32 protein-coding genes and 1 riboswitch are annotated in these 26,382 nt (G+C 65.2%); of the genes, 10 read left to right on the top strand and 22 right to left on the bottom strand.

All coding sequences use genetic code 11. From position 1 onward, the window contains the following. The first annotated feature begins 91 nt into the window (after window positions 1-91). Together GLR48_RS07575 and GLR48_RS07580 are read left to right on the top strand one after the other, a co-directional pair. A complete protein-coding gene (locus GLR48_RS07575) occupies window positions 92-1,021 on the top strand; it encodes a VOC family protein (protein WP_237060349.1) in 930 nt (309 codons plus the stop codon). Between the two features lie 3 nt (window positions 1,022-1,024). Continuing rightward, on the top strand, window positions 1,025-1,618 hold the full coding sequence (locus tag GLR48_RS07580) for an alpha/beta hydrolase (protein ID WP_237060351.1): 594 nt from the start codon (window positions 1,025-1,027) through the stop codon (window positions 1,616-1,618). Window positions 1,619-1,657: 39 nt separating this feature from the next. On the opposite strand, the gene GLR48_RS07585 is transcribed toward GLR48_RS07580, so the two are convergent. After that, window positions 1,658-2,467 (bottom strand): division plane positioning ATPase MipZ, encoded by an 810-nt coding sequence (locus GLR48_RS07585; RefSeq protein ID WP_237060353.1) that lies wholly within the window; start codon window positions 2,465-2,467, stop codon window positions 1,658-1,660. A 352-nt stretch (window positions 2,468-2,819) separates the two neighbouring features. On the opposite strand from GLR48_RS07585, the gene GLR48_RS07590 reads away from it, so the two are divergent. Continuing rightward, window positions 2,820-4,154: a DEAD/DEAH box helicase gene (locus GLR48_RS07590; protein WP_237060355.1), complete on the top strand. Its 1,335-nt coding sequence runs from the start codon at window positions 2,820-2,822 to the stop codon at window positions 4,152-4,154. A 74-nt stretch (window positions 4,155-4,228) separates the two neighbouring features. Here the strand turns inward: GLR48_RS07590 and trxC are convergent, their stop codons facing one another. The 16 genes from trxC to GLR48_RS07670 form a co-directional block, all read right to left on the bottom strand. Next, entirely contained in the window at window positions 4,229-4,651 is a 423-nt protein-coding gene (gene trxC, locus GLR48_RS07595; protein WP_237064429.1) for a thioredoxin TrxC, read from the bottom strand. An 89-nt stretch (window positions 4,652-4,740) separates the two neighbouring features. Next, window positions 4,741-5,289 carry a cysteine hydrolase family protein gene (locus GLR48_RS07600; RefSeq protein WP_237060357.1) on the bottom strand — a complete coding sequence of 183 codons (549 nt, stop codon included), beginning with the start codon at window positions 5,287-5,289 and terminating at the stop codon, window positions 4,741-4,743. Window positions 5,290-5,397: 108 nt separating this feature from the next. Continuing rightward, window positions 5,398-5,619, bottom strand: a complete 222-nt coding sequence (gene rpmE / locus GLR48_RS07605) for a 50S ribosomal protein L31 (RefSeq protein WP_072858002.1) — start codon at window positions 5,617-5,619, stop codon at window positions 5,398-5,400. Window positions 5,620-5,630: 11 nt separating this feature from the next. Then, window positions 5,631-6,002, bottom strand: coding sequence for a 50S ribosomal protein L19 (rplS, locus tag GLR48_RS07610; protein ID WP_237060359.1), 372 nt, complete (start codon window positions 6,000-6,002; stop codon window positions 5,631-5,633). A 51-nt stretch (window positions 6,003-6,053) separates the two neighbouring features. After that, window positions 6,054-6,881 carry a tRNA (guanosine(37)-N1)-methyltransferase TrmD gene (trmD, locus tag GLR48_RS07615; RefSeq protein WP_237060361.1) on the bottom strand — a complete coding sequence of 276 codons (828 nt, stop codon included), beginning with the start codon at window positions 6,879-6,881 and terminating at the stop codon, window positions 6,054-6,056. 44 nt (window positions 6,882-6,925) lie between these two features. Then, entirely contained in the window at window positions 6,926-7,087 is a 162-nt protein-coding gene (locus tag GLR48_RS07620) for a DUF1328 domain-containing protein (RefSeq protein WP_237060370.1), read from the bottom strand. 57 nt (window positions 7,088-7,144) lie between these two features. Further along, window positions 7,145-7,957, bottom strand: coding sequence for a hypothetical protein (locus GLR48_RS07625; protein WP_237060372.1), 813 nt, complete (start codon window positions 7,955-7,957; stop codon window positions 7,145-7,147). Window positions 7,958-7,961: 4 nt separating this feature from the next. Next, on the bottom strand, window positions 7,962-8,765 hold the full coding sequence (locus GLR48_RS07630) for a hypothetical protein (RefSeq protein ID WP_237060374.1): 804 nt from the start codon (window positions 8,763-8,765) through the stop codon (window positions 7,962-7,964). Next, window positions 8,762-9,286, bottom strand: coding sequence for a ribosome maturation factor RimM (gene rimM / locus GLR48_RS07635; RefSeq protein ID WP_237060377.1), 525 nt, complete (start codon window positions 9,284-9,286; stop codon window positions 8,762-8,764). The genes GLR48_RS07630 and rimM overlap by 4 nt, the downstream gene beginning before the upstream one ends. Window positions 9,287-9,382: 96 nt before the next feature. Continuing rightward, window positions 9,383-9,796, bottom strand: coding sequence for a 30S ribosomal protein S16 (gene rpsP, locus GLR48_RS07640; RefSeq protein ID WP_237060379.1), 414 nt, complete (start codon window positions 9,794-9,796; stop codon window positions 9,383-9,385). A gap of 41 nt (window positions 9,797-9,837) precedes the next feature. After that, window positions 9,838-10,134 carry a chorismate mutase gene (locus tag GLR48_RS07645; RefSeq protein ID WP_237060381.1) on the bottom strand — a complete coding sequence of 99 codons (297 nt, stop codon included), beginning with the start codon at window positions 10,132-10,134 and terminating at the stop codon, window positions 9,838-9,840. Then, the gene (locus GLR48_RS07650) at window positions 10,131-10,703 is read right to left on the bottom strand and encodes a GNAT family N-acetyltransferase (RefSeq protein WP_237060382.1); all 573 of its coding nucleotides are present in this window, start codon (window positions 10,701-10,703) and stop codon (window positions 10,131-10,133) included. Before GLR48_RS07650 ends, GLR48_RS07645 begins: the two co-directional genes overlap by 4 nt. 25 nt (window positions 10,704-10,728) lie before the next feature. Beyond that, on the bottom strand, window positions 10,729-11,259 hold the full coding sequence (locus GLR48_RS07655) for a GNAT family N-acetyltransferase (RefSeq protein WP_237060384.1): 531 nt from the start codon (window positions 11,257-11,259) through the stop codon (window positions 10,729-10,731). Between the two features lie 164 nt (window positions 11,260-11,423). After that, window positions 11,424-12,926, bottom strand: a complete 1,503-nt coding sequence (gene ffh, locus GLR48_RS07660; protein WP_237060386.1) for a signal recognition particle protein — start codon at window positions 12,924-12,926, stop codon at window positions 11,424-11,426. Between the two features lie 175 nt (window positions 12,927-13,101). Further along, entirely contained in the window at window positions 13,102-13,458 is a 357-nt protein-coding gene (locus GLR48_RS07665; RefSeq protein ID WP_237060388.1) for a DoxX family protein, read from the bottom strand. Continuing rightward, entirely contained in the window at window positions 13,455-14,372 is a 918-nt protein-coding gene (locus tag GLR48_RS07670) for an alpha/beta hydrolase (protein WP_237060389.1), read from the bottom strand. Before GLR48_RS07670 ends, GLR48_RS07665 begins: the two co-directional genes overlap by 4 nt. A 129-nt stretch (window positions 14,373-14,501) precedes the next feature. Between GLR48_RS07670 and GLR48_RS07675 the strand changes: the two genes are divergently transcribed. Together GLR48_RS07675 and GLR48_RS07680 are read left to right on the top strand one after the other, a co-directional pair. Beyond that, entirely contained in the window at window positions 14,502-15,380 is an 879-nt protein-coding gene (locus tag GLR48_RS07675) for a LysR family transcriptional regulator (protein ID WP_237060391.1), read from the top strand. Between the two features lie 122 nt (window positions 15,381-15,502). Beyond that, complete coding sequence (locus GLR48_RS07680) at window positions 15,503-15,850, top strand: PRC-barrel domain-containing protein (protein WP_237060393.1); 348 nt, start codon at window positions 15,503-15,505, stop codon at window positions 15,848-15,850. A gap of 65 nt (window positions 15,851-15,915) precedes the next feature. Here the strand turns inward: GLR48_RS07680 and aroC are convergent, their stop codons facing one another. Beyond that, on the bottom strand, window positions 15,916-17,022 hold the full coding sequence (aroC, locus tag GLR48_RS07685; protein WP_237060395.1) for a chorismate synthase: 1,107 nt from the start codon (window positions 17,020-17,022) through the stop codon (window positions 15,916-15,918). Between the two features lie 201 nt (window positions 17,023-17,223). Here aroC and GLR48_RS07690 point away from each other — a divergent pair, with 201 nt between their 5' ends. The 4 genes from GLR48_RS07690 to GLR48_RS07705 all read left to right on the top strand — a co-directional run bounded on the left by GLR48_RS07690 (window position 17,224) and on the right by GLR48_RS07705 (window position 21,932). After that, window positions 17,224-18,558, top strand: a complete 1,335-nt coding sequence (locus GLR48_RS07690; protein ID WP_237060397.1) for a dicarboxylate/amino acid:cation symporter — start codon at window positions 17,224-17,226, stop codon at window positions 18,556-18,558. A 73-nt stretch (window positions 18,559-18,631) separates the two neighbouring features. Then, a riboswitch (TPP riboswitch) is annotated at window positions 18,632-18,729 on the top strand. A gap of 35 nt (window positions 18,730-18,764) precedes the next feature. Next, window positions 18,765-19,754 (top strand): thiamine ABC transporter substrate binding subunit, encoded by a 990-nt coding sequence (thiB, locus tag GLR48_RS07695; protein ID WP_237060399.1) that lies wholly within the window; start codon window positions 18,765-18,767, stop codon window positions 19,752-19,754. Continuing rightward, complete coding sequence (locus GLR48_RS07700) at window positions 19,754-21,253, top strand: thiamine/thiamine pyrophosphate ABC transporter permease ThiP (protein WP_237064431.1); 1,500 nt, start codon at window positions 19,754-19,756, stop codon at window positions 21,251-21,253. The genes thiB and GLR48_RS07700 overlap by 1 nt, the downstream gene beginning before the upstream one ends. After that, the gene (locus GLR48_RS07705; RefSeq protein ID WP_237060419.1) at window positions 21,240-21,932 is read left to right on the top strand and encodes a thiamine ABC transporter ATP-binding protein; all 693 of its coding nucleotides are present in this window, start codon (window positions 21,240-21,242) and stop codon (window positions 21,930-21,932) included. Before GLR48_RS07700 ends, GLR48_RS07705 begins: the two co-directional genes overlap by 14 nt. Window positions 21,933-21,983: 51 nt before the next feature. Here GLR48_RS07705 and GLR48_RS07710 read toward each other — a convergent pair whose 3' ends face one another. The 3 genes from GLR48_RS07710 to petA are packed head-to-tail and all read right to left on the bottom strand — an operon-like array spanning window position 21,984 to window position 24,804. After that, entirely contained in the window at window positions 21,984-22,847 is an 864-nt protein-coding gene (locus GLR48_RS07710) for a cytochrome c1 (protein WP_237060421.1), read from the bottom strand. A 17-nt stretch (window positions 22,848-22,864) separates the two neighbouring features. Then, window positions 22,865-24,205 (bottom strand): cytochrome b, encoded by a 1,341-nt coding sequence (locus GLR48_RS07715; protein WP_237060423.1) that lies wholly within the window; start codon window positions 24,203-24,205, stop codon window positions 22,865-22,867. A gap of 14 nt (window positions 24,206-24,219) precedes the next feature. Further along, the gene (gene petA / locus GLR48_RS07720) at window positions 24,220-24,804 is read right to left on the bottom strand and encodes a ubiquinol-cytochrome c reductase iron-sulfur subunit (protein ID WP_237060425.1); all 585 of its coding nucleotides are present in this window, start codon (window positions 24,802-24,804) and stop codon (window positions 24,220-24,222) included. Between the two features lie 299 nt (window positions 24,805-25,103). Between petA and GLR48_RS07725 the strand changes: the two genes are divergently transcribed. Beyond that, complete coding sequence (locus GLR48_RS07725; protein ID WP_237060427.1) at window positions 25,104-25,748, top strand: outer membrane protein; 645 nt, start codon at window positions 25,104-25,106, stop codon at window positions 25,746-25,748. Between the two features lie 19 nt (window positions 25,749-25,767). Here the strand turns inward: GLR48_RS07725 and GLR48_RS07730 are convergent, their stop codons facing one another. Next, the gene (locus tag GLR48_RS07730) at window positions 25,768-26,373 is read right to left on the bottom strand and encodes a glutathione S-transferase family protein (RefSeq protein WP_237060429.1); all 606 of its coding nucleotides are present in this window, start codon (window positions 26,371-26,373) and stop codon (window positions 25,768-25,770) included. Window positions 26,374-26,382: the final 9 nt, after the last annotated feature.

Consider the following 26,382-nt stretch of genomic DNA (forward strand, 5'->3'; position numbering starts at 1 on the left):
TGCGATTCCTGCAATGTATTACGCCGAAGTGTTGCGGTTATCGCAATCTCTGTCCAGCGCTACATTGCGTCCAACAGTAAAGGAGAACATCATGCTGAACCAGATCAAGGGCCTGCACCACGTCACCTCCATCGCGTCCGATGCAGCCGAGAACAATGCCTTCTTTACCAAGGCGCTGGGCCTGCGCCGGGTCAAGAAGACCGTGAATTTCGACGCCCCCGACGTCTATCACCTTTATTACGGCGACGAGGTCGGCAGCCCCGGCAGCGTCATGACCTACTTCCCCTTCCACGACGCCGCCCGCGGCCGTCACGGGACGGGAGAGGTCGGAGAGACCGTGTTTTCGGTGCCCAAGGGTAGCCTCGGTTACTGGGGCGACCGTCTGGGCGCGGCTGCGGCCGACGTGGAAAAGGTCAGCCACTTCGGTGAGGACCGCGTGAAATTCCGCACCTTCGACGGCGAATCATTTGCCGTGGCCGAGGTCGCCGACGACACCCGCGCGGCCTGGACCGGCAACGGCATCGACGCCGACCACGCGATCCGGGGCTTCCAAGGGGCCACGATGCGCCTGCAGGACACCGGCGCCATGGCGGAACTGCTGCAATTCATGGGCTATCAGAAGGCCGAAACGAAGGACAACGTGACCCGCTTCGTGATCGAAGGCGGCACCGGCGCCGACACCATCGACCTCGAGGCGCTGAAATCCACGCCGCACGCCGCGCAGGGGGCAGGGTCTGTCCATCACATCGCCTTTGCCGTCGAAGACCGCGCGGCGCAGCTGGAGGTGCGCAAGGCCCTGCTCGACACCGGCTATCAAGTGACGCCAGTCATCGACCGCGACTACTTCTGGGCGATCTACTTCCGCACGCCGGGCGGTGTGCTGTTCGAGGTCGCGACGAACGAGCCGGGTTTCGACCGGGACGAGGACCGCGCCCATCTGGGCGAGGCGCTGAAACTGCCGACCCAGCACGAACGCCTGCGTCCGTTTCTGGAACAGAACCTGCAACCGCTGGGGGACTGACCCATGTACCACTTTGCGGAAACAAAAGCAGAGACCGGCGCCCCGCTGGTCTTTACCTTCCACGGGACCGGCGGCAGCGCCGCGCAGTTCCACGGCTTTGCCAGCGAGCTGATCCCCGGCGCGCATGTGATCTCGCCGCAGGGCGACGTCAGCGAAGGCGGTGCGGCGCGGTTCTTTCGCCGGACTGGCGAGGGCGTCTACGATATGGACGACCTTGCGGTGCGGACCGCGGCGATGCGGGACTTCGTCAGTGCGGCGATCGCCAGGGTCAAACCGTCCCGCGTGATTGCGCTGGGATATTCCAACGGTGCGAACATCCTCGCCGCTGTCATGCTCGACGGCCCGCGCCTGTTCGACCGGGCCGTGCTGCTGCACCCGCTGATCCCTTGGGCACCGGATGCCAACCCGGCGCTGGACGGTGTTCAGGTGTTGATCACCGCAGGCCGCCGCGACACGATCTGCCCTGCGCCGCAGACGCAAGCGCTGGCCGATGCGCTGACAGGCATGGGGGCGGCCGTCGATCTGCACTGGCACCCCGGCGGTCACGAGATCGACCGTAGCGAGATTGCGGCGATCCAAAGCGCCCTGTCCGCATAAGAAAAGGCCGCCCGGCAGCGGGCGGCCTTGCAGGCTACATCAGAAGTCCGCGTTCACGCCCGGCAGGTTCAGCGCCTTGATCAGGTCGCGCAATTCCTGCCGTGCTGCGATGTTCGAGATGTTCAGGTTCTTCACCCCGATATCGCGCAGGTCCAGCAGGGTCAGGCCCCGGGGGAACAACTCGCGAAAGATCACCCGCTCGTTGAAGCCCGGCGCGTTACGGAATCCGATCCGCTTCGCCAGCTTCTCGATCACGCGTTCCATCTTGTCCTTGTTGACCATCTGCTGCGCACCGACCCGGTTGCGCACGACGACCCAGTCGATGGGCGACAGCCCGGCCTGCGCGCGCAACTGGCGCGCGTTCCAGACCATTTCGGAATAGACGCTCGGCCCGGTGATGTTCTCGCCTGCCGTATCCACATGGGCCAGCAGATCGAAGTCGACAAAGCTGTCGTTCAGCGGCGTCACCAGCGTATCGGCCAACGAATGTGCCACCTGTGACAGCCGCGTATGACTGCCGGGGCAGTCGATCAGGATGAAATCGCTGCTGGGTTCCAGCTCTGCCACGGCCATCGACAGGCGGTGGTCATAGATGTTCTCGTTCGGCCCGATCTGGGATTGTTCGATATCCGGCAGATCCGCATAGGCGGGCGAGGGCAGATCAAGACCCTCTGCCTTCATGAACTGCTGGCGATTGTTCATGTAGCGGCCCAGCGATTTTTGCCGCAGGTCCAGATCCAGCGTACCGACCCGGTGGCCCATGCGGGACAGGGCAGTGGCCACGTGCATCGCGACAGTCGATTTGCCGGCGCCGCCCTTTTCGTTACCCACCACGATGATATGCGCCACAAGCAGTCCCCACGCCTTTTGTCGTTGCGGACACTTTATCTTGTGTGTCCGCCCGATGAAAGCGCAAGCGCGCCTTGGCCTGCCTTTTCATGCCCTCTTGACAGATGCGTCACAACCGTCCATCTGCCCCTCAGACGATTGATCCTGCCGCGTGAGCAGGGCCGGGCAATACTGCTCCGCAAATCACCGTCGCCACACTTCGGTTCCCATGATCACGCAGGGGGTCCAGCGCCAGATCGGCGTCAGGGCAATGCGGCTTTGACTGTCAGGATTTCGGCGCAACCTTTTGTCGCCCGCGCACACCCCCGTGCGCCCGAACCGCTTGGGCCGTAGCTGCCCGGAAAGAATACTGATGGATTTTGACATGCTGGGCCTCGCGCCCCGCCTTGTGGCAAAGCTTGCCGAGCAAGGCATCACCGACCCGACCCCGATCCAGACGCAGGCCATCCCGCACGCCATGAATGGCCGTGACGTGATGGGTCTGGCGCAGACCGGCACGGGCAAGACCGCCGCGTTCGGCCTGCCGATGATCGACGCGCTGATGAAGGCGGGCGTGAAGCCCAATGCCAAGACCGCGCGCGGTCTGGTGCTGGCCCCCACACGCGAGTTGGCGAAACAGATCGCCGACAACCTGACCGATTACACCAAGGGCTCGCACCTGAAAGTCGCCCTCGTCGTCGGCGGTGCCGGCATCGTGGCGCAGACCAAGCGTCTGGCCGGTGGCGTCGACCTGCTGGTCGCGACCCCCGGTCGCCTGATCGACCTGCTGGACCGCCGCGCGATCCGCCTGGACGAGACGGTCTATCTGGTCCTCGACGAGGCTGACCAGATGCTCGACATGGGCTTCATCCACGCCCTGCGCCGGATTGCACCGCTGCTGGCCACCCCGCGCCAGACGATGATGTTCTCGGCCACCATGCCGAAGCTGATGGCGGAACTCGCCGACGCCTTCCTGCACGATCCGGTCCGCGTTCAGGTCAACCCCCCGGGGCAGGCCGTCGCCAAGATCGAACAGTCGGTGCACTTCGTCGCACAGGCCGCCAAGACCGACCTGCTGGTCGATCTGCTGGACAAGCACCGGGACGAGCTGGCGCTGGTCTTTGGCCGCACCAAGCATGGCTGCGAGAAGCTCTACAAGCAGCTGGAAGCCAAGGGTTTCGCCGCAGCGTCGATCCACGGCAATAAATCCCAAGGCCAGCGCGAACGCGCGATCGAGGCGTTCAAGTCCGGCAAGATCCGCGTGCTGGTCGCCACCGACGTTGCCGCCCGCGGCATCGACATTCCGGGCGTGCGTCACGTCTATAACTATGACCTGCCGAACGTGGCCGAAAACTACGTCCACCGGATCGGCCGCACGGCCCGCGCCGGTGCCGACGGTGCCGCGATCGCCCTCGTCGCCCCCGACGAGATGATCGAGCTGAAGGACATCGAGAAGGCCATGAAGGCCGAGATCCCGATTGCATCGGGCCGTCCGTGGGAGATCATGCCGGGCCAGAAAAAGCGCCCCAACGGTGGTGGCGGCGGCGGTGGCCGTGGTCGCGGTGCCCCCGGTGGTGGTGGTGGTGCCGGTCGCGGCAAGCCCGCACATGCGGCAGCCAAGCCTGCCGGTGGCAAGCCGCAAGGCCAGCGTCGCCGGTCAGGTGGTGGCGGTGGTGGTGCCGGTGGCCGGGGTCGCTCTGCCGCTTGATCGCTGACGTCTGAACAACAAAAAGGCGCGCAGTTGTCCTGCGCGCCTTTTTTCGTGTGTCGTCATAGTGTCGCTTAGTGCGGCAACCACGCCATGATCTGCGCCGTCTGCATGGCCCCCGATTGCCGTTTCACTTCCTTGCCGGATTTGAACGCAACCAGCGTCGGAATCCCCCGGATGCCATAGGCCTGTCCCGCGGCGGGGTCGTTTTCCGTATTCAGCTTGACCAGACGGGCCTTGCCCTTGGCCTGACCTGCGGCCTGTGCAAACTGTGGCGCCATCATCTTGCACGGTCCGCACCACGGCGCCCAGAAATCCGCGACCAGCGGCAGGTCGTCGTTCCGCGCCGCCTTTTGCAAGGTCGCAAGATCGACCTCTGTCACCTTGTCGCTGACCAGCTTCGCGCCGCAGGTCGCGCATTTCGCGGCCTCCAGTCGGTCAGCGGGGGCGCGGTTCACCTGACCGCAGTGCAGGCACGTCAGCTTGAGTGCAGACATCATCGTCCTCCTACATATTCTGAATTGTATATATGTATGGTCCGGCAGGTTCCAAGGGCGACCATCGGGTGATGCGACACTGGCCGATGTCAGCCGTCCAAAGCCTCTTTCGTGGTGACGACCTTGGCGTAACTCATCGCCAGAGGGGCCAGGAACGCCGCCTGCATGACCTCTGCCGGGACGTCGATGCCGTCGAATGACCCGGCCTTTGCCCCGCAGGCATCGGCCACGACGGTCGCCTTGAACCCAAAATCCACCGCCGCCCGGGTCGTGGCATCGACGCACATCTGGGTCATCGCACCACAGATCGTGACGTTGACGACGCCCGCATCGCGCAGCATGTCCAGCAGGTCGGTCTCATGAAAACTGTTGGGCCGGTGTTTCAGCACGACGGCCTCTGTGTCGCGCGGCTTGACCGTGGCGTTGATCTGCGCGCCGGGCGTGCCGGGGCGAAAGAAGGGGGCGCTATCCGATCCAGCCTCATGCCGGACGTGGATGACAAGTGTCCCTGCGGTGCGGGCGTGGTCCAGCAGCCGCGCCGCATTGGCCGCAACGGTCTCCATCTTGTCCACCTCCCACGCGCCGCCGGGGAAATAGTCGTTCTGGATATCGATCAGGATCAGGGCAGTCTCGGGCATCGTGTCCTCCTTGGGGTCAGACCCGACAGGTAGCGCATCCGGCACGTTCCACAAACGCAAAACGCCGCCCCGGAAGGAGCGGCGTTTCGTGTCGCGCTGCGGTTTGGATCAGAAACCCAGACCGGCGTACTTGTTCTTGAACTTCGACACGCGGCCGCCGGAGTCCATCAGGCGGGACGAACCGCCGGTCCATGCAGGGTGCACAGAGGGGTCGATGTCCAGCGACATCTGGTCGCCTTCCTTGCCCCAGGTGGAGCGCATCTTGACCACGGTGCCATCGGTCATCTTGACGTCGATGTCGTGGTAGTCGGGGTGAATACCTTTTTTCATCGGTTCCGTCCTTATGTCTTGGGCTTGTAGTTGGTGACTTCGACGATACGCGCCGACTTGCCGCGACGGGCGCGCAAGTAATACAGCTTTGCGCGACGCACTTTACCACGACGGACCACTTCGATGGTGTCGATGTTGGTGGAATGCAGCGGGAACACGCGCTCCACGCCCTCGCCGAAGGAGATCTTGCGCACGGTGAACGATCCGGCAATGCCCGATCCGTTCTTGCGGGCGATGCAGACGCCTTCGTAATTCTGAACCCGGGTCCGGGTGCCTTCGGTCACTTTGTAACCGACGCGGATGGTGTCACCCGCCTTGAAATCGGGGATGGTCTTCCCCAGCGCAGCAACCTGCTCCGCTTCGATCTGTGCGATGATGTTCATATCATGCGCTCCTATGATAGCACGGGTTTTCCCGCGACGTTTATGCCAACCCTAGAGCTCTGTGTCTTCATCCGGGTCCCTACCGTGCGTCGCACAATAAGCCCGCCAGAGGTCAGGTCTGCGTTCCTTTGTCAGCCTTTCGGCCTGTGCCCGTCGCCAGTCGGTGATCCGTCCATGGTGGCCCGACAGAAGAACGTCAGGTATGGTGCGGCCGTGCCAGTCGGCGGGTTTCGTGTAGTGGGGGTGTTCCAGCAACCCGTCAGAGAACGACTCTTCGACCGTGGACAGCTGATTCCCAAGCACGCGGGGTATAAGACGGACCGTCGCGTCAATCAAGGCCATTGCCGCGATCTCTCCACCAGTCATCACGAAGTCGCCCAAGGACACCTCGATCATATCAAAATGGTCGATCACACGCTCGTCGATGCCCTCGAACCGGCCGCAGAGCAGGGTGACGCCGTCGGCTTGCGACAGCTTTTGCATCAGCGCCTGCGTCATGGGGCGGCCCCGGGGCGAGAGGTAGATCAGCGGCATGTTGCCCCGCGCACCGCGGCGCACGTCGTGCAGCGCCTTTTCCAGCACGTCGGCGCGCAGGACCATGCCCGCACCGCCACCTGCGGGGGTGTCGTCGACGTTGCGATGCTTGCCCTCGCCATACCGGCGCAGATCCGTGACCTGCAATTGCCACAGGTCGTCCTTCAGGGCGCGGCCCAGCAGGCTGTCGCCCAGAATGCCGGGAAAGGCATCGGGCAGCAGCGTCAGGATCTGTGCTGTCCAGACGCCGGCAAGGTCCGGCGCGTCGGTCATCAGCTCCTGCGGGCGCAGGGTCGGGCGGATCGTCTTGCGGCCAAGGGCGCGGGGGGGCGGTGTATCGGTCATGCCAGCGTCTTAGGACATCACGGCGCGGGCGCAAATGGCTTTTGTCAGACCAGTGCGATCAGGCCGAACAGGAACAGAAGGAAGACGATCAGCACGACGAAGATCAGGATCTTGGCGCCGGTCAGCGCGGCCCCCGAAATCCGGCCGAACCCGAGGAGTGCCGCGATCGCGGCGATCACGAGGAGGGTAACGATCCAGCCCAGCATGGTGATGTCCTTTCAAGGATGTATGCACCCCAACCGGCGGTCGGGCCCAGATGTTCCCTAATCGTCGCTGTCCGCATCCCGCGCGTTCCGCAACATGCCGTCCTTTGCCGCCTTCAGCGCAGCCTTGTCACTGCTGGCGCGGTTCATGATCAGGAACTGATCCTCCATCGCGCGGGCCTGACCGGCGTTGGCACGGCGGGCGGGCGGCAGGCGGTCGCGCAGGGGCTGCGGCACGTTCAGCAGATCAAGCACGGCACTCGCCGGCCCCTCGCGCCGGTGGCCTGTATCCTCCAGCGTCACGATATGCGCGCTGACACCCAATGCCTGTGCGATCGCCTCGGCCTCGGCCCGCGGGTCGATCAGGTCGGGGAACCGGGCGCGGAAGCGGTCGTAATCGTCGCGCAGGTGGATCGACCGCAGCAGATGACCATAGACGCTGCGGATCCAGCCTTCGCGCTCGCGCAGGGTGTAAAGGAACGTGATCTGCACATCCGCGCCGAATCGTGCCTGCAGGGCTGCTATGATCTGCCGACCCAGCGGCACGGCCACATCGCGATAATTGCGGATCAGCCGCCCCGGAAAGCGGCGGTGCCCCGGCATCGACCCGCTGAAGGTTTCCCGCGACAACACGATCACGGGTGCGTCGGGTATCTTGGCCAGAAACCGGTCAAAGCTGCGCCGGAACGCCCGCAACCGCCATGGATAAGGCTTTTGCCCATAGATGCGGGCGGCGCTGCCGGCGGAGAGGAAGTCCGCCTTGCCGTAAAAGGAAAGGTAGGGCTTCAGCGCGCGGCGGTTCTGACCCAGCCAGCTTTGCAAGGAAGAGGTGCCGGTCTTGTGAAACCCGGCGTGGACGATCACATGCACCATGCGCTCAGGCCCTGCGCCAGCCGCCCAGATCGACGGCCTGCGCCAGACGGGCCTTTTCGTCGCGGACGGCGGCGTCGCCCAGCGGACCACGGTTCAGGGCCAGAAACTGTTCCCACAGGGTCTGATCCGGTCCGGTATTGCCCTGACCCACGGCGACCAAATCGCTGCGCACATCGGCAGGGACCTGCATCAGGTCGCAGAATGCGCCGCCCGGACCCAGCGGATAGCTTTGCAGGTCCGACAGGGGCAGGGTAAAGACCGGCACGTCGCCCACGGCCTCGGCCATCACGGCTGCCATACCTGTCAGGTCGGCAGCCTTGGCGTAAGTGCTCGCAAAGGCCGCGGCTGACTGGGTCAGACGATGGCCGCGCAGGTGATGGCGGTAGGCGCTGAACAGCCAGCTTTCGGCGTCGCGGGTTGTCAGGATGACGCGCAGATGGGCGCCGGGGTAACGGTCCTGAAAATAGCCGGTCAGATAGGCGATCAACGTCGGTGCCGCTGCATAGGTGTCCACATCCGGCCAGCCGGGCAGGTGGCCCAGCAGTCCCTCGCAGGATATCAGCAGGTTCTGGCCGGGGTGCACGGCGGCCTCTGCCAGCGCCGCGTCAAGGGCAGGGACCATGTCCAGCAGGTCGGCGGGGTTCTGGCTGCGGGAAAAGCGGCAGGCCATCTGCACGACGGGCTTCAGGTGCCGCAGCATGACAGAGGTGAAATATGCATCCAGCGTCGCGCGGTTCAGCCACAGGAAATGCTGGATCGAGCTTGTGCCCGTCTTGTGGAACCCCGGATGCAGCAGGATCTCGGTCATGGCGCGGGAAAGAGGCCTTCGGGCGGGTCCGCGATGATCCGGCGCGTGGTCAGATCGACCGTGGGCACCAGTGCCTGCGTAAAGGGCAGCAGCACTGTTTCCGACTGTCCCGGCACGGCGATGTCCAGCAGATCGCCCGCGCCGTGATCCACGACCCGCACCACCCGGCCCAGCGTCGCGCCGCCGGTGTCCAGCACGGTCAGACCTTCCAGATCGGCGTAGTAGTATTCGTCGTCCGCGGGCGCTGGCAGGGCACTGCGCAGGGCGTAAAGGTCGACATTGGTCAGCGCGTCGGCGTCTTCCTTGGTCACCACGCCGTCAAGGCGCGCGGTAAAGCCGCCCTTGATCTGCCCGGTCAGCACGACCTGCGCAAAGGTCAGGCCGGTGTCGGTGGTCAGCGGCGTATAATCCGCGATGGCCTCGGGGTCGGCGCAGAAGGATTTCAGCCGCACCTCGCCGCGCACGCCGAAGGACCCCGACAGGCGGCCCACGATGACTTTCGGATCGGTTGTGGTGGTCATGGCAAACCCTCTGCTTGGCGGGGCGCTGGTATGCAGCACCCGGCAAAGAAGCGGTGGGCCGGATCGACGTGGCGATCCGGCCCGGCGCAGACAGGATTACTCTTGTGCTGCGGCCTCTTCGGTGGTCTCTTCGGAAGGCGCCTCTTTCGGCGCGTTAGCGGCGTCGTCGATGGCCTTCTGCTTGGCGGCCTTTTCCTCGGCGCGCTTCACGGCCTGCTTGCCCGGCTCACCCTTTTTCAGGTTGGCGCGGTCCTTCTTGGGCAGGGTGCCGGCAGCTTCCAGCATGCGGGCGACGCGGTCGGTCGGGGTCGCACCCTGATCCAGCCAGTACTGCACGCGCTCCATGTCCATCTTGACGCGGTTCTCGTCGTCTTTTGCCAGCATCGGTGCGTAGGTGCCCAGCTTCTCCTTGAAGCGGCCGTCGCGCGGCATGCGGCTGTCGGCGGCGACGATGGAATAATAGGGGCGCTTCTTGGAGCCGCCGCGGGCGAGACGAATTTTCATGGCCATTGGTGTAAGTCCTTCTTTGGATTGGATGACAGCGGGTGCCGTCAGGATTTGTGTTGTTCGTGGTGGTGGATGACTTCCTGAATGATGAAATTCAGGAATTTCTTGGCGAATTCAGGGTCCAGATCGGCCTGATCCGCAAGATGGGTGAGGCGGGCGATCTGCGTCGCCTCGCGCGTGGGGTCCGAGGGCGGCAGGGCGTGTTCCGCCTTCAGCCGGCCCACGGCCTGTGTGTGCTTGAACCGCTCGCCCAGCGTATAGACAAGGATCGCATCCAGCCGGTCGATGCTGGCGCGGTGATCCTTCAGGATCTCGGCGGCGCGGGTCGTGTCGTCGGTCACAGGTCATACTCCGGCCGGGCATAGCGCCAGACTTCGCAGCCGTCGTGAATTGCGCCGGGCCCCTTTTCGGCACCCAGACGCTTTGCCAGCGCAATCGCGCGGTCATTGTCCGGGTCGATATAGCTGACCAGCGTCTCGAAGCTCAGCGCGTTCCAGGCATTGTTGCGCGCCTTCTCGGAGGCTTCAAAGGCATAGCCTTCGCCCTCGGCCTCTTCGGTGAACAGGAACCCCAGTTCGGGTTCTGGATCGCCGGTCTCGTGGCCCAGCAACACGAAGCCCAGCACGCGCTTGTCGTCCTGATGCTCGACCGTCCACAGCCCGCAGCCGCGCAGGATCCAGCTGGCGGTCAGCTGGATGAAATCGTCCCAGGCGCCTTCGCGGGTCAGCGGGCCGGACACGTAGCGGCCACGGTCGGAGGTCACCAGATCGGCGAAGACGTCGAAGTCTTCCATGTGGGGCCCGCGCAGGAAGGTGCGGTCGGATGCGATGCGCGGCAGCGCCTGCACGATGCGGTCGGCGGCAATGGCGGCCTGTCCGGCGGGGGGCTGTTCCCAGGGGTGGATGGTCATGGAGAGTCTCCGGATGATGCGGGTGTCAGTGGTCGGTGTTGGGCGCGTGGTGCCGCCAGACGGCACTGTCGTCGTAGTTGGCGGGGCGCGGGGCCTTGGGATCGCGGACGGCGCCCAATTTCTCGGCCAGGGCCACGGACCGGGTATTGTCCGGGTGGATGTAGCTGACCGCGGTGGTCCAGCCCAGCACGTTGAAGGCATGGGTCAAGCTCGCGCGGGCAGCCTCGGACGCGATGCCGGTGCCTTCGGTGGCGGCATCGAAGATCATCCAGCCGATTTCGGTTTCCGGCCAGTCGGGCGGCGTCCAGGGGCCGATCAGGCCCAGCGCGGTATCGTCGCCGCGCAGGGTCACGGCCCACATGCCGCAACCGAAGATGTCCCAATGGCCCAGTTCGGCGGCAAAGCTGCGCCAGATGCTGCCGAGGTTGCCCTGCTGGTGAAAGAATGTGGCACGGTCCGACATCATGAAGTCGCGGAACGCCGGCCAGTCGCCCGGGGCAGGGCGACGCAGGATCAGGCGGCCGGTCTGAAGGGTGGGAGCGGCGGGCGTCTTCATGCGGAGACCTCGGTGGTGGGGGCTTGGGCGAGGGAGAGCGTGCGGATGCGGCACAAGGCCTGACCGCGCGGCTGCGTCAGGCGGCACCGCGCTGCCCGGCGGTGAGGGCGGGATGCCTCCGGCGGGAGTATTGGGGAAAAAGCGAGGATGAAGACGGGCATCGCTTATTTCTTCTTGCCGAAGCCGGAGAGGCCGGCGGGCAATTTCATGCCGCCGCCGCCGAGGCCGGGGAGGCCGCCCATGCCCCCGGCGGGCATCTTGCCTTGCAGGGCTTTTGCGGCCTCTTGCATGGCGGCGGGGTCGTTCATGTCGGGCATGCCGCCACCCTTGCCCATCATCTGCTTCATCGCGTTCTTGAGCATCCCGCCCTTGCCCATCTTCTTCATCATGTCGGCCATCTGGCGGTGCTGCTTGACCAGCTTGTTCAACTCGCTGACCTCAAGGCCTGCGCCCTTGGCGATCCGCTTCTTGCGGCTGGCGGCCATCAGGTCGGGGTTGGCGCGTTCCTTCTTGGTCATCGAGTTGATGAGGGCGATCTGGCGGCGCAGGATCGAATCGTCGATGCCGGCGGCGTCCATCTGCTTGGACATCTTGCCCATGCCGGGCAGCATGCCCATCATGCCTTCCATCCCGCCCATCTTGAGCATCTGTTCCAGCTGCATCTTGAGGTCGTTCATGTTGAACCGGCCCTGCTGGAACCGCTTCATCATCTTTTCGGCCTGCTGCGCCTCGATCGTGGCCTGCGCCTTTTCGACGAGGGCGACGATGTCGCCCATGCCAAGGATGCGGCCGGCGATGCGCGACGGCTCGAAGGTCTCGATCGCGTCCATCTTTTCGCCAAGGCCGACGAAGCGGATCGGCTTGCCGGTGATGGCGCGCATGGACAGGGCGGCACCGCCGCGACCGTCGCCGTCCATCCGGGTCAGCACGACGCCGGTGACGCCGATCTTGTCGTCGAATTCCTGCGCGACGTTGACCGCGTCCTGACCGGTCAGGCCGTCCACCACCAGCAGCGTCTCGCGCGGGTTGGCGATGTCGCGGACGGCGGCGGCCTGCGCGATCAGTTCGGCGTCGATGTGCAGACGGCCCGCAGTGTCGAGCATGTAGACGTCGTAGCCGCCCAAGCTGGCCGCGATCTTGGCGCGTTTGGCGATCTGGACGGGGGTTTCGCCCTTGACGATGGGCAGGGTGTCGACGCCGATCTGCACGCCGAGGATCGCCAATTGTTCCATCGCGGCGGGGCGGTTGGTGTCGAGGGAGGCCATCAGCACGCGCTTGCCCTCACGCTCTTTCAGGCGCTTTGCCAGCTTGGCGGTGGTCGTGGTCTTGCCGGAGCCTTGCAGCCCGACCATCAGGATCGGCGCAGGCGGGTTGTCGATCTTCAGCGCGCCGGGATCGGTGTCGCCGGTCAGCACGCGCTCCAGCTCGTCATGGACGATCTTGACGACCTGCTGGCCGGGGGTGATCGACTTGGTGACGGCCTGACCGGTCGCCTTGGCCTGCACGGCGGCGACGAAGTCGCGCGCGACGGGCAGCGAGACGTCAGCCTCCAGCAGGGCGGTGCGCACCTCGCGCAGGGCGGTTTTCACGTCGTCGTCGGACAGCGCACCCTGCTTGGTCAGCTTGTCGAAGACGCCTGACAGGCGGTCTGATAGGTTCTCGAACATCGGCGCGTGCCCCGTATCTCGTTACATCCGGGGCATCTTATAGCACCAGACGATCAATGCAGTAACGCCCCCGTGGGCGCAACGCGCTGACGAGGGGCGATCCCCCGACCAGCGAGGGACCGGAAGGCTGTGCTTCCGGGTGTTGGGTGGCGTTTAGAAGGTGCGGGGGCCCGAGTCAAGCGCGGGGCAGGCGGGCGCCGATCTGGGCGGCGTAGGCATAGGCGACGGCGGCACAGGCGACGGTCAGCAGGATCAGGTGCCAGAATGGCAGCGTCGTGAAGAGCAGCAGCGCGAGCGTCCCCGTCATGACCGTGGCCATCAACAGCAGGGCGGCGAACCCTTGCACGCCGGGCACCCACAGGCCGATGGCGCCCAGCACCTCGACCGTGCCCGTCACATAGCGCGGCCATTGGCCGAAACCGATGGCATCGTAGATCGCGACGTCAGCGGCGCCGGAGGTCAGCTTGCGCAGACCGAAATAGAGGAAGGCCACGGTAAGGGCGGCGCGGAGGAGCGTGATGATGATTTTCATGAAGCGGAGGTAGCGCGCGCCGCGTGCTTTGCCAGAAACGCACCGACGGCGGCGACGCTGGCGTCCGCCTCTGGCGTGCGGCCGACGTTCATGTGCCAGACGTGGGGCAGGCCGGTGCTTTCGGTCAGGGTCACATCGACGTCCTGCGCGCGCAGATGGCGGGCCATCAGGCGGGCGTCGTCATAAAGCACCTCTGTCGTGTCCGTATGGATCAGCACGGGCGGTGCACCATGGAAATCGCCCAGGATCGGCGAGGCGTCCGGTTGCGCGGGATCCGCGCCGTTCAGATAGGCGGCGACGCCGCGGGCACCCCAGCGGGTCGACACCAGCGGGTCGTGACGCCGGTTCGTGGTCAGCGACGGGTTCTGCAACCGCAGGTCCGTCACCGGGCACAGCGCCGCGACGGCGGCGGGCATCGGCAATCCCTTGGCGAGGATCCGCCCCAGCAGGGCCAGTGCGATATTGCCGCCCGCGCTGTCGCCCGCCAGTGCCAGCGGTCCCGACGCGGGATCGGCCGCAAGGGCGCGCCACGCGGCCTCTGCATCGTCGAGGCCCGCGGGGAAGGGGTGTTCCGGCGCGAGGCGGTAGTTGAGAAATACCGCGCGCATGCCCGCCGCCTGCCCCAGGCGGGCCACCAGATGGCGATAGCCGCGCAGGTTGCCCAGCATGAAGGCGCCGCCGTGGATGTAAAGCAGCGTGCCGTGGTTGTGGGGCTGGCCCATGTCGCACAGGGTACAGGTCCGCCGCCCCAGTTGCACAGGTTCCAGCGTCAGTCCCTTGGGCGTGCGGACGCCGATGACCGCGTTGAGCGTGAACAGGCGACGCAGGATGTAGGGGCTGCCGACCAGCGCCAGAAGCGGCTTTTGCACCAGGCGGGCGTTCAGCGTGGCAAGGCGTTGGGGCAATGACGGCATGTCACCTATGTCGGTCCGTGTGTCACGCCGGTCAAGCGTGTTGCGGTGTCGCGCCGATTCGACATTGCAAATCCGAACCGAATTGTCGAAATCTGTGTGGAAATGTTCCCGAACGCACAGGACGCCGAGATGGACAGCTGGGACGAAATCCGTACGGCCTTTCAGGTGGCGCGCGCCGGCACGGTCAGTGGGGCGGCAGAGACCTTGGGCGTTCACCACGCCACGGTGATCCGCCATATCGACGCGCTTGAAGGGCGGTTGGGCGTGAAGCTGTTCCAGCGTCATGCGCGCGGCTACACCGCGACCGAGGCTGGCACCGACCTGCTGCGCGTCGCACAGGCCACGGACGAGCAGTTCACGCAATTGGCAGGCCGGATCAAGGGCTTGGGCGAGGGCGTGCGCGGCAGTCTGGTCGTGACCTCCCTGGCGTCTTTGGGGCCGATCCTGATGCCCGTGCTGGTCGGGTTCCAGCGGGAGTATCCCGAAATCCGCCTGCAGTTCCTGACCGGCGACCGGGTCCTGCGGCTGGAATACGGCGAGGCGCATGTGGCGATCCGGGCGGGCAAGCAACCGTCGGAGCCTGACAATGTCGTGCAGTCGCTAGTTACCCAGCGCATGGCACTGGTCGCGTCCGACGACTACATCGCGCATTACGGCATGCCCGCGGATGAGGATGACCTGAAGAACCACGTCTTCGTCAGCCATGTCGAAGAACCGCACCGCGCGCCCTTCTTCCGCTGGCTGCACGAAAAGGTCGGGCCAGAGCGGATGGTGCTGCGCGCGACCGACATGCGGGTGATGACCGATGCCATTCTGAAAGGCGCCGGCATCGGCTTCATGTCGGAACTGGAGCTGCCGCTGCACCCGGAGGTGAAGCGCGTGATGCCATCGCGCGACGAATGGGCGGCGCAGCTGTGGCTGGTGACGCACGTCGATCTGCACCGCAGCGTGAAGGTCCAGACCTTCCTCAGCTATCTCAAGGCGCATACGACCGACTGGTCCGACTGAACGCGCCACGGGGCGGGGTCTTGCTGAAACTGGCGCAGTCTTTTGCCGATGTGCCGGACGGGCGTGCAACCGCAAGGGCGTTCTGCGGGTTCGGTCTGCACAGTATCACGAAAGGATACGACATGCAGAGCGAACACAATCTGATCGATTCCAGCCGTGTGAACGGCACCGAAGTCTATGGCGCGGACCGCCAGCAGATCGGTCATATCGACCATCTGATGATCGACAAGCAGTCCGGCAACGTCGCCTATGCGGTGATGAACTTTGGCGGGTTTCTGGGCATGGGCGAAGAGCATCAGCCGCTGCCGTGGAAATCCCTGCGCTATGATACCGGGCTGGGTGGATACGTCACCGACCTGACCAAGGACCAGCTGACCGGCGCGCCGGAACGGTCCGACACCTGGGACCGCGACCGCGACTACGAGGCACGGCTGCACGACTATTACGGTCTGGCGCCCTACTGGATCTGACGGTCGACCTTATCCGCGGGGAAGGCGAACGGTCACCTTATCAAAGGGTTAATGACGTGGCCGGATCAGCCGATCCGGCCACGCACCCCGCCGGTCTGGCCGCGGTCGAGCAGGATGTGATCGAGGATCACGCAGGCCATCATCGCCTCGCCCACGGGCACGGCGCGGATGCCGACGCAAGGGTCGTGGCGGCCCTTGGTAACCACTTCCGTCGGTTTGCCGTCCATCGTGATCGACTTGCGCGGTGACAGGATCGACGATGTCGGCTTGACCGCGAACCTCACGACCACGTCCTGCCCGGTGCTGATCCCGCCCAGGATACCGCCCGCGTGGTTGGACGAATACATCGGCAGCCCGTCGTTCCCCAAGAAGATCTCGTCCGCGTTCTCGCGCCCGGTCAGGGCCGCGACGGCCATGCCGTCTCCGACCTCGACGCCCTTGACGGCATTGATGCTCATCATCGCGGCGGCAAGGTCCGTGTCGAGCTTGGCATAGACCGGCGCGCCGATGCCCGCAGGCACGCGCCGCGCCACGACCTCGATCACCGCGCCGACGCTGTTGTGATCATCCTTGCGCAACCAGTCGAGGTAGGCCTCGAATTCCTTGGCCGCGACAGGATCGGGGCACCAGAAGTCGTTTTGTCCGATCTGGTCCCAGTCGAACCGGCTGCGGTCGATCGTCTTTTCGCCCATCTGCACCATGTAGCCCGTGATCTGCAGGTCGGGCACGAGGCTGGCAATGACCTCGCGCGCCACGCCACCCGCCGCGACCCGCGCCGCCGTTTCGCGGGCCGACGACCGGCCGCCGCCGCGTGGATCGCGCAGCCCGTATTTCTGGTGATAGGTGATGTCGGCGTGACCGGGGCGGAAGGTGTTCAGGATATCGCCGTAATCCTTGGACCGCTGATCGGTGTTGCGGATCATCAGCTGGATCGGCGTGCCGGTCGTGCGGCCTTCGTAGACGCCGGACAGGATTTCCACCGCATCGGGTTCGTTGCGCTGGGTCATGTTCCGGTTCTGGCCGGGGCGGCGCTTGTCCAGCCACTGCTGGATCATCGCAGGCTCCAACGGCACGCCCGGCGGGCAGCCGTCGATGGTGGCACCCAAGGCCGGGCCGTGGCTTTCGCCCCATGTGGTGAAGCGGAACAAGTGACCGAAGGAATTGACCGACATGGGGGGCGCCTCGCTGTTGTTGCAGCGGGCTTAAACCATAGCCGCGCCGGGTTCAATTCGGGCGATTCGCCCTTAAATTGCGCGGGCAAGCCTTTGAAACAAGGCACATTACAATTTTGTAACATGTTTTCGTCGCCAAACGCGGCGTTCTGTGCCAGCCTGAAAGGAGTGAACAAAGTTCAAAACATGGGGAGACGTCCAATGGCGGACGCAACAACCACACCTTCGGGCGGCGACGGAAAGATGTCGCTGACCATGAAGATCATGCTGGCGATGGGCCTCGGAATCCTTGTCGGCGTCGTCTTCAACACGGTCAACATGCCTTTCATCAACGACTACGTCGTTGCCGGATTCTTTGGCATGATCGGCAAGATGTTCGTCAACGCGCTCAAGATGCTGGTCGTGCCGCTGGTGTTCTTCTCTTTGATCGGCGGTGTCGCCGGGATCGGCGATGTCCGCGTGCTGGGCCGGGTGGGGACGAAGTCCTTCGGCCTTTACATCTTTACCACCGCGCTCGCGATCACCGTGGCACTGGTGCTAGCCACGCTGATCGGACCCGGCAAGGGGTTCGACATGACCGGCATCGACGCCAGCGGGATTTCGGCCGCAGAGGCGCCGAGCGTCTGGAACGTCTTCGCCGCGATCGTCCCCACGAACCCGATTGCAGCCTTCGCGAGTGGCGAAATGCTGCAGGTCATTTTCTATACGGTGATCCTTGGCATAGCGGTCCTGATGCTGGGCGACCGGTCCAAGCCGTTCGTCGAGGCCTGCGATTACATGAACGAAGTCATGATGAAGATCGTCGATCTGGTCATGCGGGCGGCCCCCTACGGCGTCTTCGCCCTGATCGCCAAGACGTTTGCCGAACAGGGTCTGGGCCTGTTCTTGCCCGTGATTGCCTATGTGCTGACGCTGGTGGGTGCCTTGTTCATTCACCTGTTCCTGACGCTGCCCGGCATGCTGAAGCTGCTGACGGGCCTTAGCCCGATCACCTTCATGAAGAAGATGCGCCCGGCGCAGATCTTTGCTTTCTCGACGGCGTCGTCGAACGCCACGATCCCCGTCACGTATCAGTGCACGACGGAACGTGTGGGGGTGGATGAAAGCGTTGCGTCCTTCTGTATCCCCTTCGGTGCGACGATCAACATGGACGGCACCGCGATCATGCAGGGCGTGGCGACGGTGTTCCTCGCCAATGTCTATGGCATCGACCTTGGCCTGATGGGCTACCTCACGGTCATCGGCATGGCGGTCCTCGCCTCCATCGGCACCGCCGGTGTGCCGGGGGTGGGCCTTGTCATGCTGACGATGGTGCTGACGCAGGTCGGCCTGCCGATCGAGGGGATCGCGATCATCCTGGGCGTCGACCGCCTGATGGACATGATCCGCACGGCGGTGAACATCACCGGCGACGCGATCGTGACGACCATCGTCGCCAAGGGCGAAGGCAAGATCGACCTTGCGATCTTCGACAACCCCGATGCCGGCACCACCGGCGAGGGCGAGGCGCATCTGCCGGACCACGCCATCGCCTGAACGGGCCGACATTTAGGAACGGGGGCCGCAGGAGACTGCGGCCCTTTTCATTTGTAAATGGCATCGTTAACGTCGCCGCACCTCGGGGGGCCAATCTGGCTGAGATGCGCAAGCGGACCCGTTGAACCTGAACCGGTTAGGACCGGCGGAGGGAAGGTCCGGCAATCACGCTGTCCCCCATTCCGCCCGTCGTTTTGGAGGATGACATGAAGACCCAAACCTTGAGTCTCGGCCTTGCAAGCGTCGGTGCGATCCTGTGTGCCAGCACAGCGCTCGCCCAGACGCCCGTGCTGAACGTGCTGACCTACGACAGCTTTACCAGCGAATGGGGCCCGGGCCCCGCAATCGAGAAGGCCTTCGAGGCGGAATGCGCCTGCGATCTGGTGTTCACAAGTGCCGGCGACGGTGCCGCCCTGCTGGCGCGGCTGCAACTGGAAGGGCCGCGCACGGACGCTGACGTGGTGCTGGGTCTGGATACGAACCTGACCGCCGCCGCCCGCGACACGGGGCTTTTCGCGCCGCATGGTGTCACCGCCGATCTGACCATGCCGGTGACGTGGGACGACGACACCTTCCTGCCGTTCGACTGGGGCTACCTCGCCTTTGTCGCGAACAAGGACACAGCACCCGTCACGTCGTTCCGCGCGCTGGCCGACAGCGACCTGAAGATCGTGATCGAGGATCCCCGGTCGTCCACCCCCGGTCTGGGGCTGCTGATGTGGGTGCATGCGGTCTATGGCGACGAGGCGCCGCAAATCTGGGCCGACCTTGCGGACAACATCGTCACCGTGACGCCCGGCTGGACCGAAGCTTACAACCTCTTTCTGGCCGGAGAGGCGGACGCGGTGCTGTCCTACACCACCTCGCCCGCCTATCACCTGATCGCAGAGGACGACGACACCAAGACGTCGTGGGCGTTTGACGAGGGCAACTATTTGCAGGTCGAGGTCGCGGCCAAGGTGGCGAATACCGACCAGCCGGCGCTGGCGGATCAGTTCATGGCCTTCATCGCGCAGCCCGGTTTTCAAGACGTGATTCCGGAAACGAACTGGATGTATCCCGCAACCAAGGTCAGCTTGCCCACCGGTTTCGACACGTTGACGGTCCCGTCAAAGGGCCTGCTGCTGTCGTCGCAGGACGCGGCAAACGTGCGCGACGCACTGGTCGAGACGTGGCGCACAGCCCTGTCGCAGTGATGCGCAGCCTGCCGGCGTGGCTGTCTGCAGCACTTGTGCTGGCGCTGACGCTGGGCACGCTTCTGGCCGTCGCCCTGCGGGCCGAGGTGGGCCGCGGGCTGTCGTCCGGCGACTGGGCCGCGATCCGGTTTACCGTCGGACAGGCCATCGTGTCGGCCTTGGTCAGCGTGGCACTGGCGGTGCCGGTGGCGCGCGCGCTGGCGCGGCGGCGGTTCCGCTGGCGCGGCGCGCTGGTCATGCTGCTGGGCGCACCTTTCATCCTGCCGGTGATCGTGGCTGTGCTGGGCCTGCTGGCCGTCTTCGGGCGTGGCGGGCTGTTAAACGCCGGTCTGGCGGGCCTTGGCGTCGCACCCGTGTCGATCTACGGCGCGGGCGGCGTGGTGCTGGCGCATGTCTTCTTCAATCTGCCACTCGCCGTGCGCCTGATCCTGCAAGGCTGGCTGTCGATCCCGGCAGAGCGGTTCCAGCTGGCCGCCCAGTTGAACGCCCCGATCTGGCGACTGCTGGAACGGCCCATGCTGGCCCGCGTCGTGCCGGGGGCGGTGCTGGTGATCTTCCTGATCTGCCTGACCAGCTTTGCCGTGGCCCTGACGCTGGGCGGCGGGCCAAAGGCCACGACTGTCGAGCTTGCGATCTGGCAGGCGGTGCGCTTTGATTTCGACCTTGGCCGTGCGGCCTTGCTGTCCTGCATCCAGTTCGGATTGTGCGCCGTAGCGGCGGTGATCGCGTGGCGCGTGACGCCGGTGGACGGCTTCGGCAGCGGTCTGGACCGCGTCGTCGCCCGCTGGGACCAGAGCGCTTGGGACTGGGCCTGGTTACTCGCAGTGACGCTGTTTCTGGCGACACCGCTGGCGATGGTTGTCTGGCGCGGCGTGCCGGGGCTGGCTGATCTGGGACCGGGCGTCTGGGCAGCAGCGGGCCGGTCCGTTGCCGTGGCGGCGGGATCGACGGTGCTCTGCCTGCTGCTGGGCCTGTCGCTTGCGCTGCGCGGGGGGATCGTGATGTCGATCGTGGGTGTGCTGCCGCTGGCGGCCAGCGCGCTGGTCATGGGGACGGGGCTGTTCCTGATGCTTTTCCCGCTTGCGAACCCCGCGACCTTGGCCCTGCCGGTGACACTCTGCGTCAACGCGGTCATGGCGCTGCCCTTCGTGCTGCGCGTGCTGGGGCCTGCCGTGACGGACATCCGCGCAAGCTACGGGCGCTTGGCTGAAACACTGGGCCTGCGCGGCCTGTCCCTGCTGCGGATCGTAATCCTGCCGCGCCTGCGCCGCCCGCTGGGGTTCGCGGCGGGTTTGACGGCGGCCCTGTCGCTCGGGGACCTTGGCGTCATCGCGCTTTTTGCCACCGACGCGCAAGAGACGCTGCCGCTAGCGATGTATCGCTTGATGGGCGCCTACCGCATGGATGCGGCGGCGGGGGCGGCCTTGCTGCTGTTGGCATTGGCGCTGGGCGTCTTCTGGATCTGCGATCGTGGAGGGCGCATGGATGTTGACGCTTGACGGCGTGACGCTTGCGCAAGGGGACTTTCGCCTGACCGCCGATCTGCAGATTGCGCCGGGCCTGACTGCCGTGATCGGCCCGTCCGGCGGTGGCAAGTCGACGCTGCTGGCCGCGGTTGCAGGATTCCTTGCACCGCGCGCCGGGCGCATCCTGTGGGATGGCACGGACATCACCGCACGCATCCCGGGCGACCGGCCCGTCACGATGCTGTTTCAGGACAACAACCTGTTCCCCCACCTGACCATTGCGCAGAACGTCGGCCTGGCGCTGGCCCCGCGCCTGCGGCTGATCGCGCCGCAACAGGGACAGGTCAATGCTGCATTGGCGTCCGTGGGTCTGGCGGGGATGGGTGACCGCAAACCGCGCGCCCTGTCTGGCGGACAGCAGGGCCGGGCGGCGCTGGCGCGCGCCCTGCTGGCGGACCGGCCCGTCGTGTTGCTGGACGAGGCCTTTGCCGCCCTCGGCCCGTCGTTGCGGCACGAGATGCTGACGCTGGTGCGCGACAGGCTGGTGGGGCGGGGGCGGACGGTCATTGTCGTGACCCATGATCCGCAGGACGCGCGTGACTTTGCAAATCAGGTCGTGCTGGTGGCTGACGGGATGGCGAACCCCGCGCGGGACACCGCCGCCCTGTTTGCCGACCCGCCCGCCGCCTTGCGCGCTTATCTTGGCACCTGAAACGCGAAAGGCCCGCCAGTGATGGCGGGCCTTCCTTGCGCTGTCAGCAGCTTAGTGCTTCAGCTTGTTCTTGTGTGGTGCCCAGATGCGCTTGTTCGTCAGGTACAGCAACACGGACAGCACGCTAAGGAAGATCACGCCAGTCAGGCCAGCCTGCTTGCGCGCGACCAGCTTCGGCTCTGCTGTCCACATCAGGAAGGCGGCGACGTCCTGCACTTCGTCTTCGAGGCTGTTGGCGCTCTCGTCGTCGAAGGTCACATCCTCGCCATACAGAGGCTGCGGCATCGCGATCCAGCTGCCGGGCACGGTGTGGTGGCCATGCTCGTCCTTGCAGGCATCAGGGAAACCGCCGTTGGCGAAGGCCACGTTGTAGTAACCCTCCATCGGGGTTTCCATCGTGGCGGCACATTCCGGCTCGTCCCGGTAGCCTTCCAGCAGCGAGGCGATATATTCCGGGCCGCCCATGCCGTTCACGAACTGGCTGATGCCGGTGCCGTAGGGGCCGTGGAAACCCGCGCGCGCCTTGGCCATCAGCGACAGGTCGGGCGCGTTGGCCAACGACGATGCCGGGTAGTAGTCCGCCGGTGTGGCGGCGCGGTAGTCGCCCGCGCCGTCGGCCAGCGTCTTGTCGAAGACTTCGAAGTTTGCCGCGTAGGCGCGCATCTGGTCTTCGGGGATCGCGGGGCCGGTTTCGTCCGACAGGGTGCGGAACGACACGCGGGTCATGCCGTGGCATGAGGAGCAGACCTCGGTATAGATCTTCAGTCCGCGCTGCAGCTGCATGGTGTCGTAGCTGCCGAAAGGACCCTCGAACGGGAAGTCGAAATCGTGGATCTCGACTTCCGTCTCGGCGGTGGCGGCCCCGGCGCTGAGCGCCAATACCGTCAGGGCCGTCATGGTGAGTGTGCGAAACATGGTCACGTGGTCCTTTCTCACTCTGCCGGGGTCACGATGGTCGTGGTGCCACCGGTCGGAGCGTAGTGCGATTTGAAGTCGTCTTCGATGGTGGCAGGCTGCGCCAGCGGCTTTTCCATGACACCCAGCAGCGGCAGGATGATCAGGAAGTAAGCGAACCAGTAGGTGGCGGCGATCAGCGAAATCCAGTCGTAGGGGAATTCCGCAGGCTGCGCGCCGGCCCACATCAGCACGACGAAGTCGACGGCCAGCAGCGCGAACCACCACTTGAACGTCGGGCGGAAGCGGCCCGAACGGACAGACGAGGTGTCGAGCCAGGGCGCCAGCGCCATGACCGCGATCGCACCGAACATCGCCAGCACGCCAAAGAACTTGGCGTCGATGATGCCGAAGCTGACCCAGTTCACCAGCTGCACCACCCAGACGTCACCGGTAAAGGCGCGCAGGATCGCGTAGAACGGCAGGAAGTACCATTCCGGCACGATGTGCGACGGTGTTGCCAGCGGGTTCGCGGGGACATAGTTGTCCGGGTGTCCCAGATAGTTCGGCATGAAACCGACGACCGCCATGAACACGGCCAGGATCACCGCGAGGGCGAACAGGTCCTTGATCACGAAGTAGGGCCAGAAGGGCAGGGTGTCCTTCTCGGCGTCTTCCTTGGACGTGCGGCGCACTTCGACACCGGTGGGGTTGTTGTTGCCGGTCGTGTGGAATGCCCAGATGTGCACCATCGTCAGGCCCAGCAGGATGAAGGGCATCAGGTAGTGCAGCGAGAAGAAGCGGTTCAGTGCGGGCTGGCCGACGGCGCCGGCGCCCAGCAGCCAAGTCTGGATCGAGGTCCCGATGAAGGGGATCGCGCCGAACAGGCCGGTGATGACGGCCGTGCCGTGGAACGACATCTGGCCCCAGGGCAGCACGTAGCCCATGAAGGCGGTGCCCATCATCAGCAGATACATCAGCATGCCGATGATCCACGTCACCTCGCGGGGGGCCTTGTACGATCCGTAATACAGGCTGCGGAAGATGTGCAGATAAACGGCGACAAAGAACAGCGACGCGCCGTTGGAATGGAAGTAGCGGATCATGTGGCCGCCGTTCACGTCGCGCATGATGTGCTCGACGCTCGCAAAGGCCATGTCGACGTGGGGGGTGTAGTGCATCACCAGCACGATGCCGGTGGCGATCTGCAGGACCAGCGTGAAGGTCAGGACAATGCCCCAGATCCACATCCAGTTCAGGTTCTTCGGTGTCGGGATGAACAGCGCGTCATGCAGCAGGCCGACGATCGGCAGCCGCTTGTAAAGCCACTTTTCACCGCCGGACTTCGGTTCATAGTGGTCGTGGGGAATACCAGCCATGGGTGTCTTTCCTCTTAACCGAGTTGAATGGTGGTGGCGTCGACGAAGGACGCGACCGGCACGGGCAGGTTGCGCGGTGCAGGCCCTTTGCGGATGCGGCCGGCGGTGTCGTAATGCGATCCGTGGCACGGGCAGAACCAGCCGCCGAAATCGCCCTGCTCGCCCAGCGGCACGCAGCCAAGGTGCGTGCAGACGCCCATCATGACCAGCCAGGCTTCGCCGCCTTCCTCGTCCGACCCGGTCGAGGTGGCCAGCGCGCGGTTCGCGTCGGTGGCCTCTGACCCGTCGGGCAGGTTGGCGTTTTCGGCATTGGTGTCGACCAGATCGGTCAGGGCCACGGCCTGCGCGGCCGCGACTTCGTCAGCGGTACGGTAACGGATGAACACCGGCTTGCCCTGCCACAGCACGGTCAGCTGGGTGCCTTCGGCGACACCGCTGATGTCGACGCGGATCGACGCCAGCGCCTGCACGTCGGCGGAAGGGTTCATCTGGTTGACCAGCGGCCAGACAGCGGCACCGCCCACGACGACGGCGGCACCGGCGGTCGCATAATATAGGAAATCGCGGCGTGTGCCCTGATGTTCGTCTGCATGTGACAAAAGGATGTCTCCCGGTTGAGGGGGGCCGCCTGTGCGGTGGCCCTGCGAATAGAAAGAGGGATGGCACGCGATGCCGTCCGATCCGGCGTTGTGTAGCCCGCACGTCCCGGTCAGTCCAGCGGACATTCCGGCGCAGGGGGGGGATATGAGGCCCGAATGACGCAGTTTTCGAACGTCCGGGGGGTCATTCCAGCGCGCCGCGATCACGCGAATCTGTTGGATCGGCGGGAACCGGCCCTTGAGACCCCGTGTCACGCGGTCTAAATGCACGTGATGATCACACCCTGAAAGGACATGCCGTGTTGCGTGCCTCACTCGTTGCCTTGTCCCTCGCGTCCGTCGTGCCTGCCGCCGCCAGCGCCGAGGTCGAACTGAGCTTTTACGGCGGCGCCCAAAGCGCGCCGCATTCCGACCTTTTCATCAGCGGCGACCCGGCCTATCCGGCCAAGACCCGTGTGCAATGGGAAGGCCGGTCCTTCAGCCCGCCGCCGTACTACGGTCTGCGGGCGACCTACTGGGCGTCCGACAGCTTTGGCTACGGCCTCGATTTCACGCATACCAAGGTCTATTCCACCGCCGATTCGCGCGGCACGGATTTCACCACGCTGGAATTCACCGACGGTCTGAACACGCTGACGGCAAACGCCTACCGCCGGTTCCAGCCGATGTATGGTATCCGGCCCTACGTCGGTGCCGGTATCGGTCTGGCGATTCCGCATGTCGAGGTGTCGAACGGCAGCACAAGCACTCTGGGGTATCAGGTGACCGGTCCCGCAGCGACGCTGCTGGCCGGTGCCAGCTATCCGATCAGCGAGCGGTTCTCGCTCTTCGGTGAATACAAGTTCACCTATTCCCAGAACACCGCCGACCTTGACGGTGGCGGCACGCTGGAAACGAACATCATCACCAATGCTTTGAACGTGGGCGTCAGCTTCAGCTTCTGACGCCCCCGCGGGGCTGCGATCAGGCCGGGACGACGGTGGCCTGCATCGCGTCCCGCGCCATGAACGTCTTGTGCCACGCGGCCAGATCCGCATGGCCGTCGCGCCAGCCGCGCGCGTCGTGGCGCAGGTCGATATAGGCCAGCGCGCAGGCCACGCCGATCTGCCCCATGTCCAGCGGCCCCGTCAGATGCGACATCCAGCGCGAGTCGATGGCGGCAATGGCCCGGTGGGCCTTGGCCCATTGCGCCTCTACCCATTCGGGCGACTGCTGTGCCTCGGGCCGCATCCGCGCCTCGTAGGTCATGGAGAGGGCTGCTTCCATGATGCCGTCGGCGGTGGCCTCCAGCGTCAGAACCTCCCACAGGCGGGCCTGCGGATAGAACGCCGTGCCGGCATGGTCGTTCAGGAATCGCGTGATGACCCGGCTGTCATAGATCGCGGGACCGTGGTCGCGCAGCAGGGCGGGGATCTTGCCCAGCGGATTGGCAGCGGCCACGGCCGTGTCGGTCGCCGTCGGCGAGGTCGAGACGTTGACCTCCTCCACGGTGTCCATCAGGTCCGCCTCGCGCAGCAGGACGCGGCATTTGCGGGCAAAGGGTGAGGCGGGCGACATCAGCAGTTTCATCGGGATCCG

It is taken from the genome of Loktanella sp. M215 (assembly GCF_021735925.1).
GTDB lineage: Bacteria > Pseudomonadota > Alphaproteobacteria > Rhodobacterales > Rhodobacteraceae > Loktanella.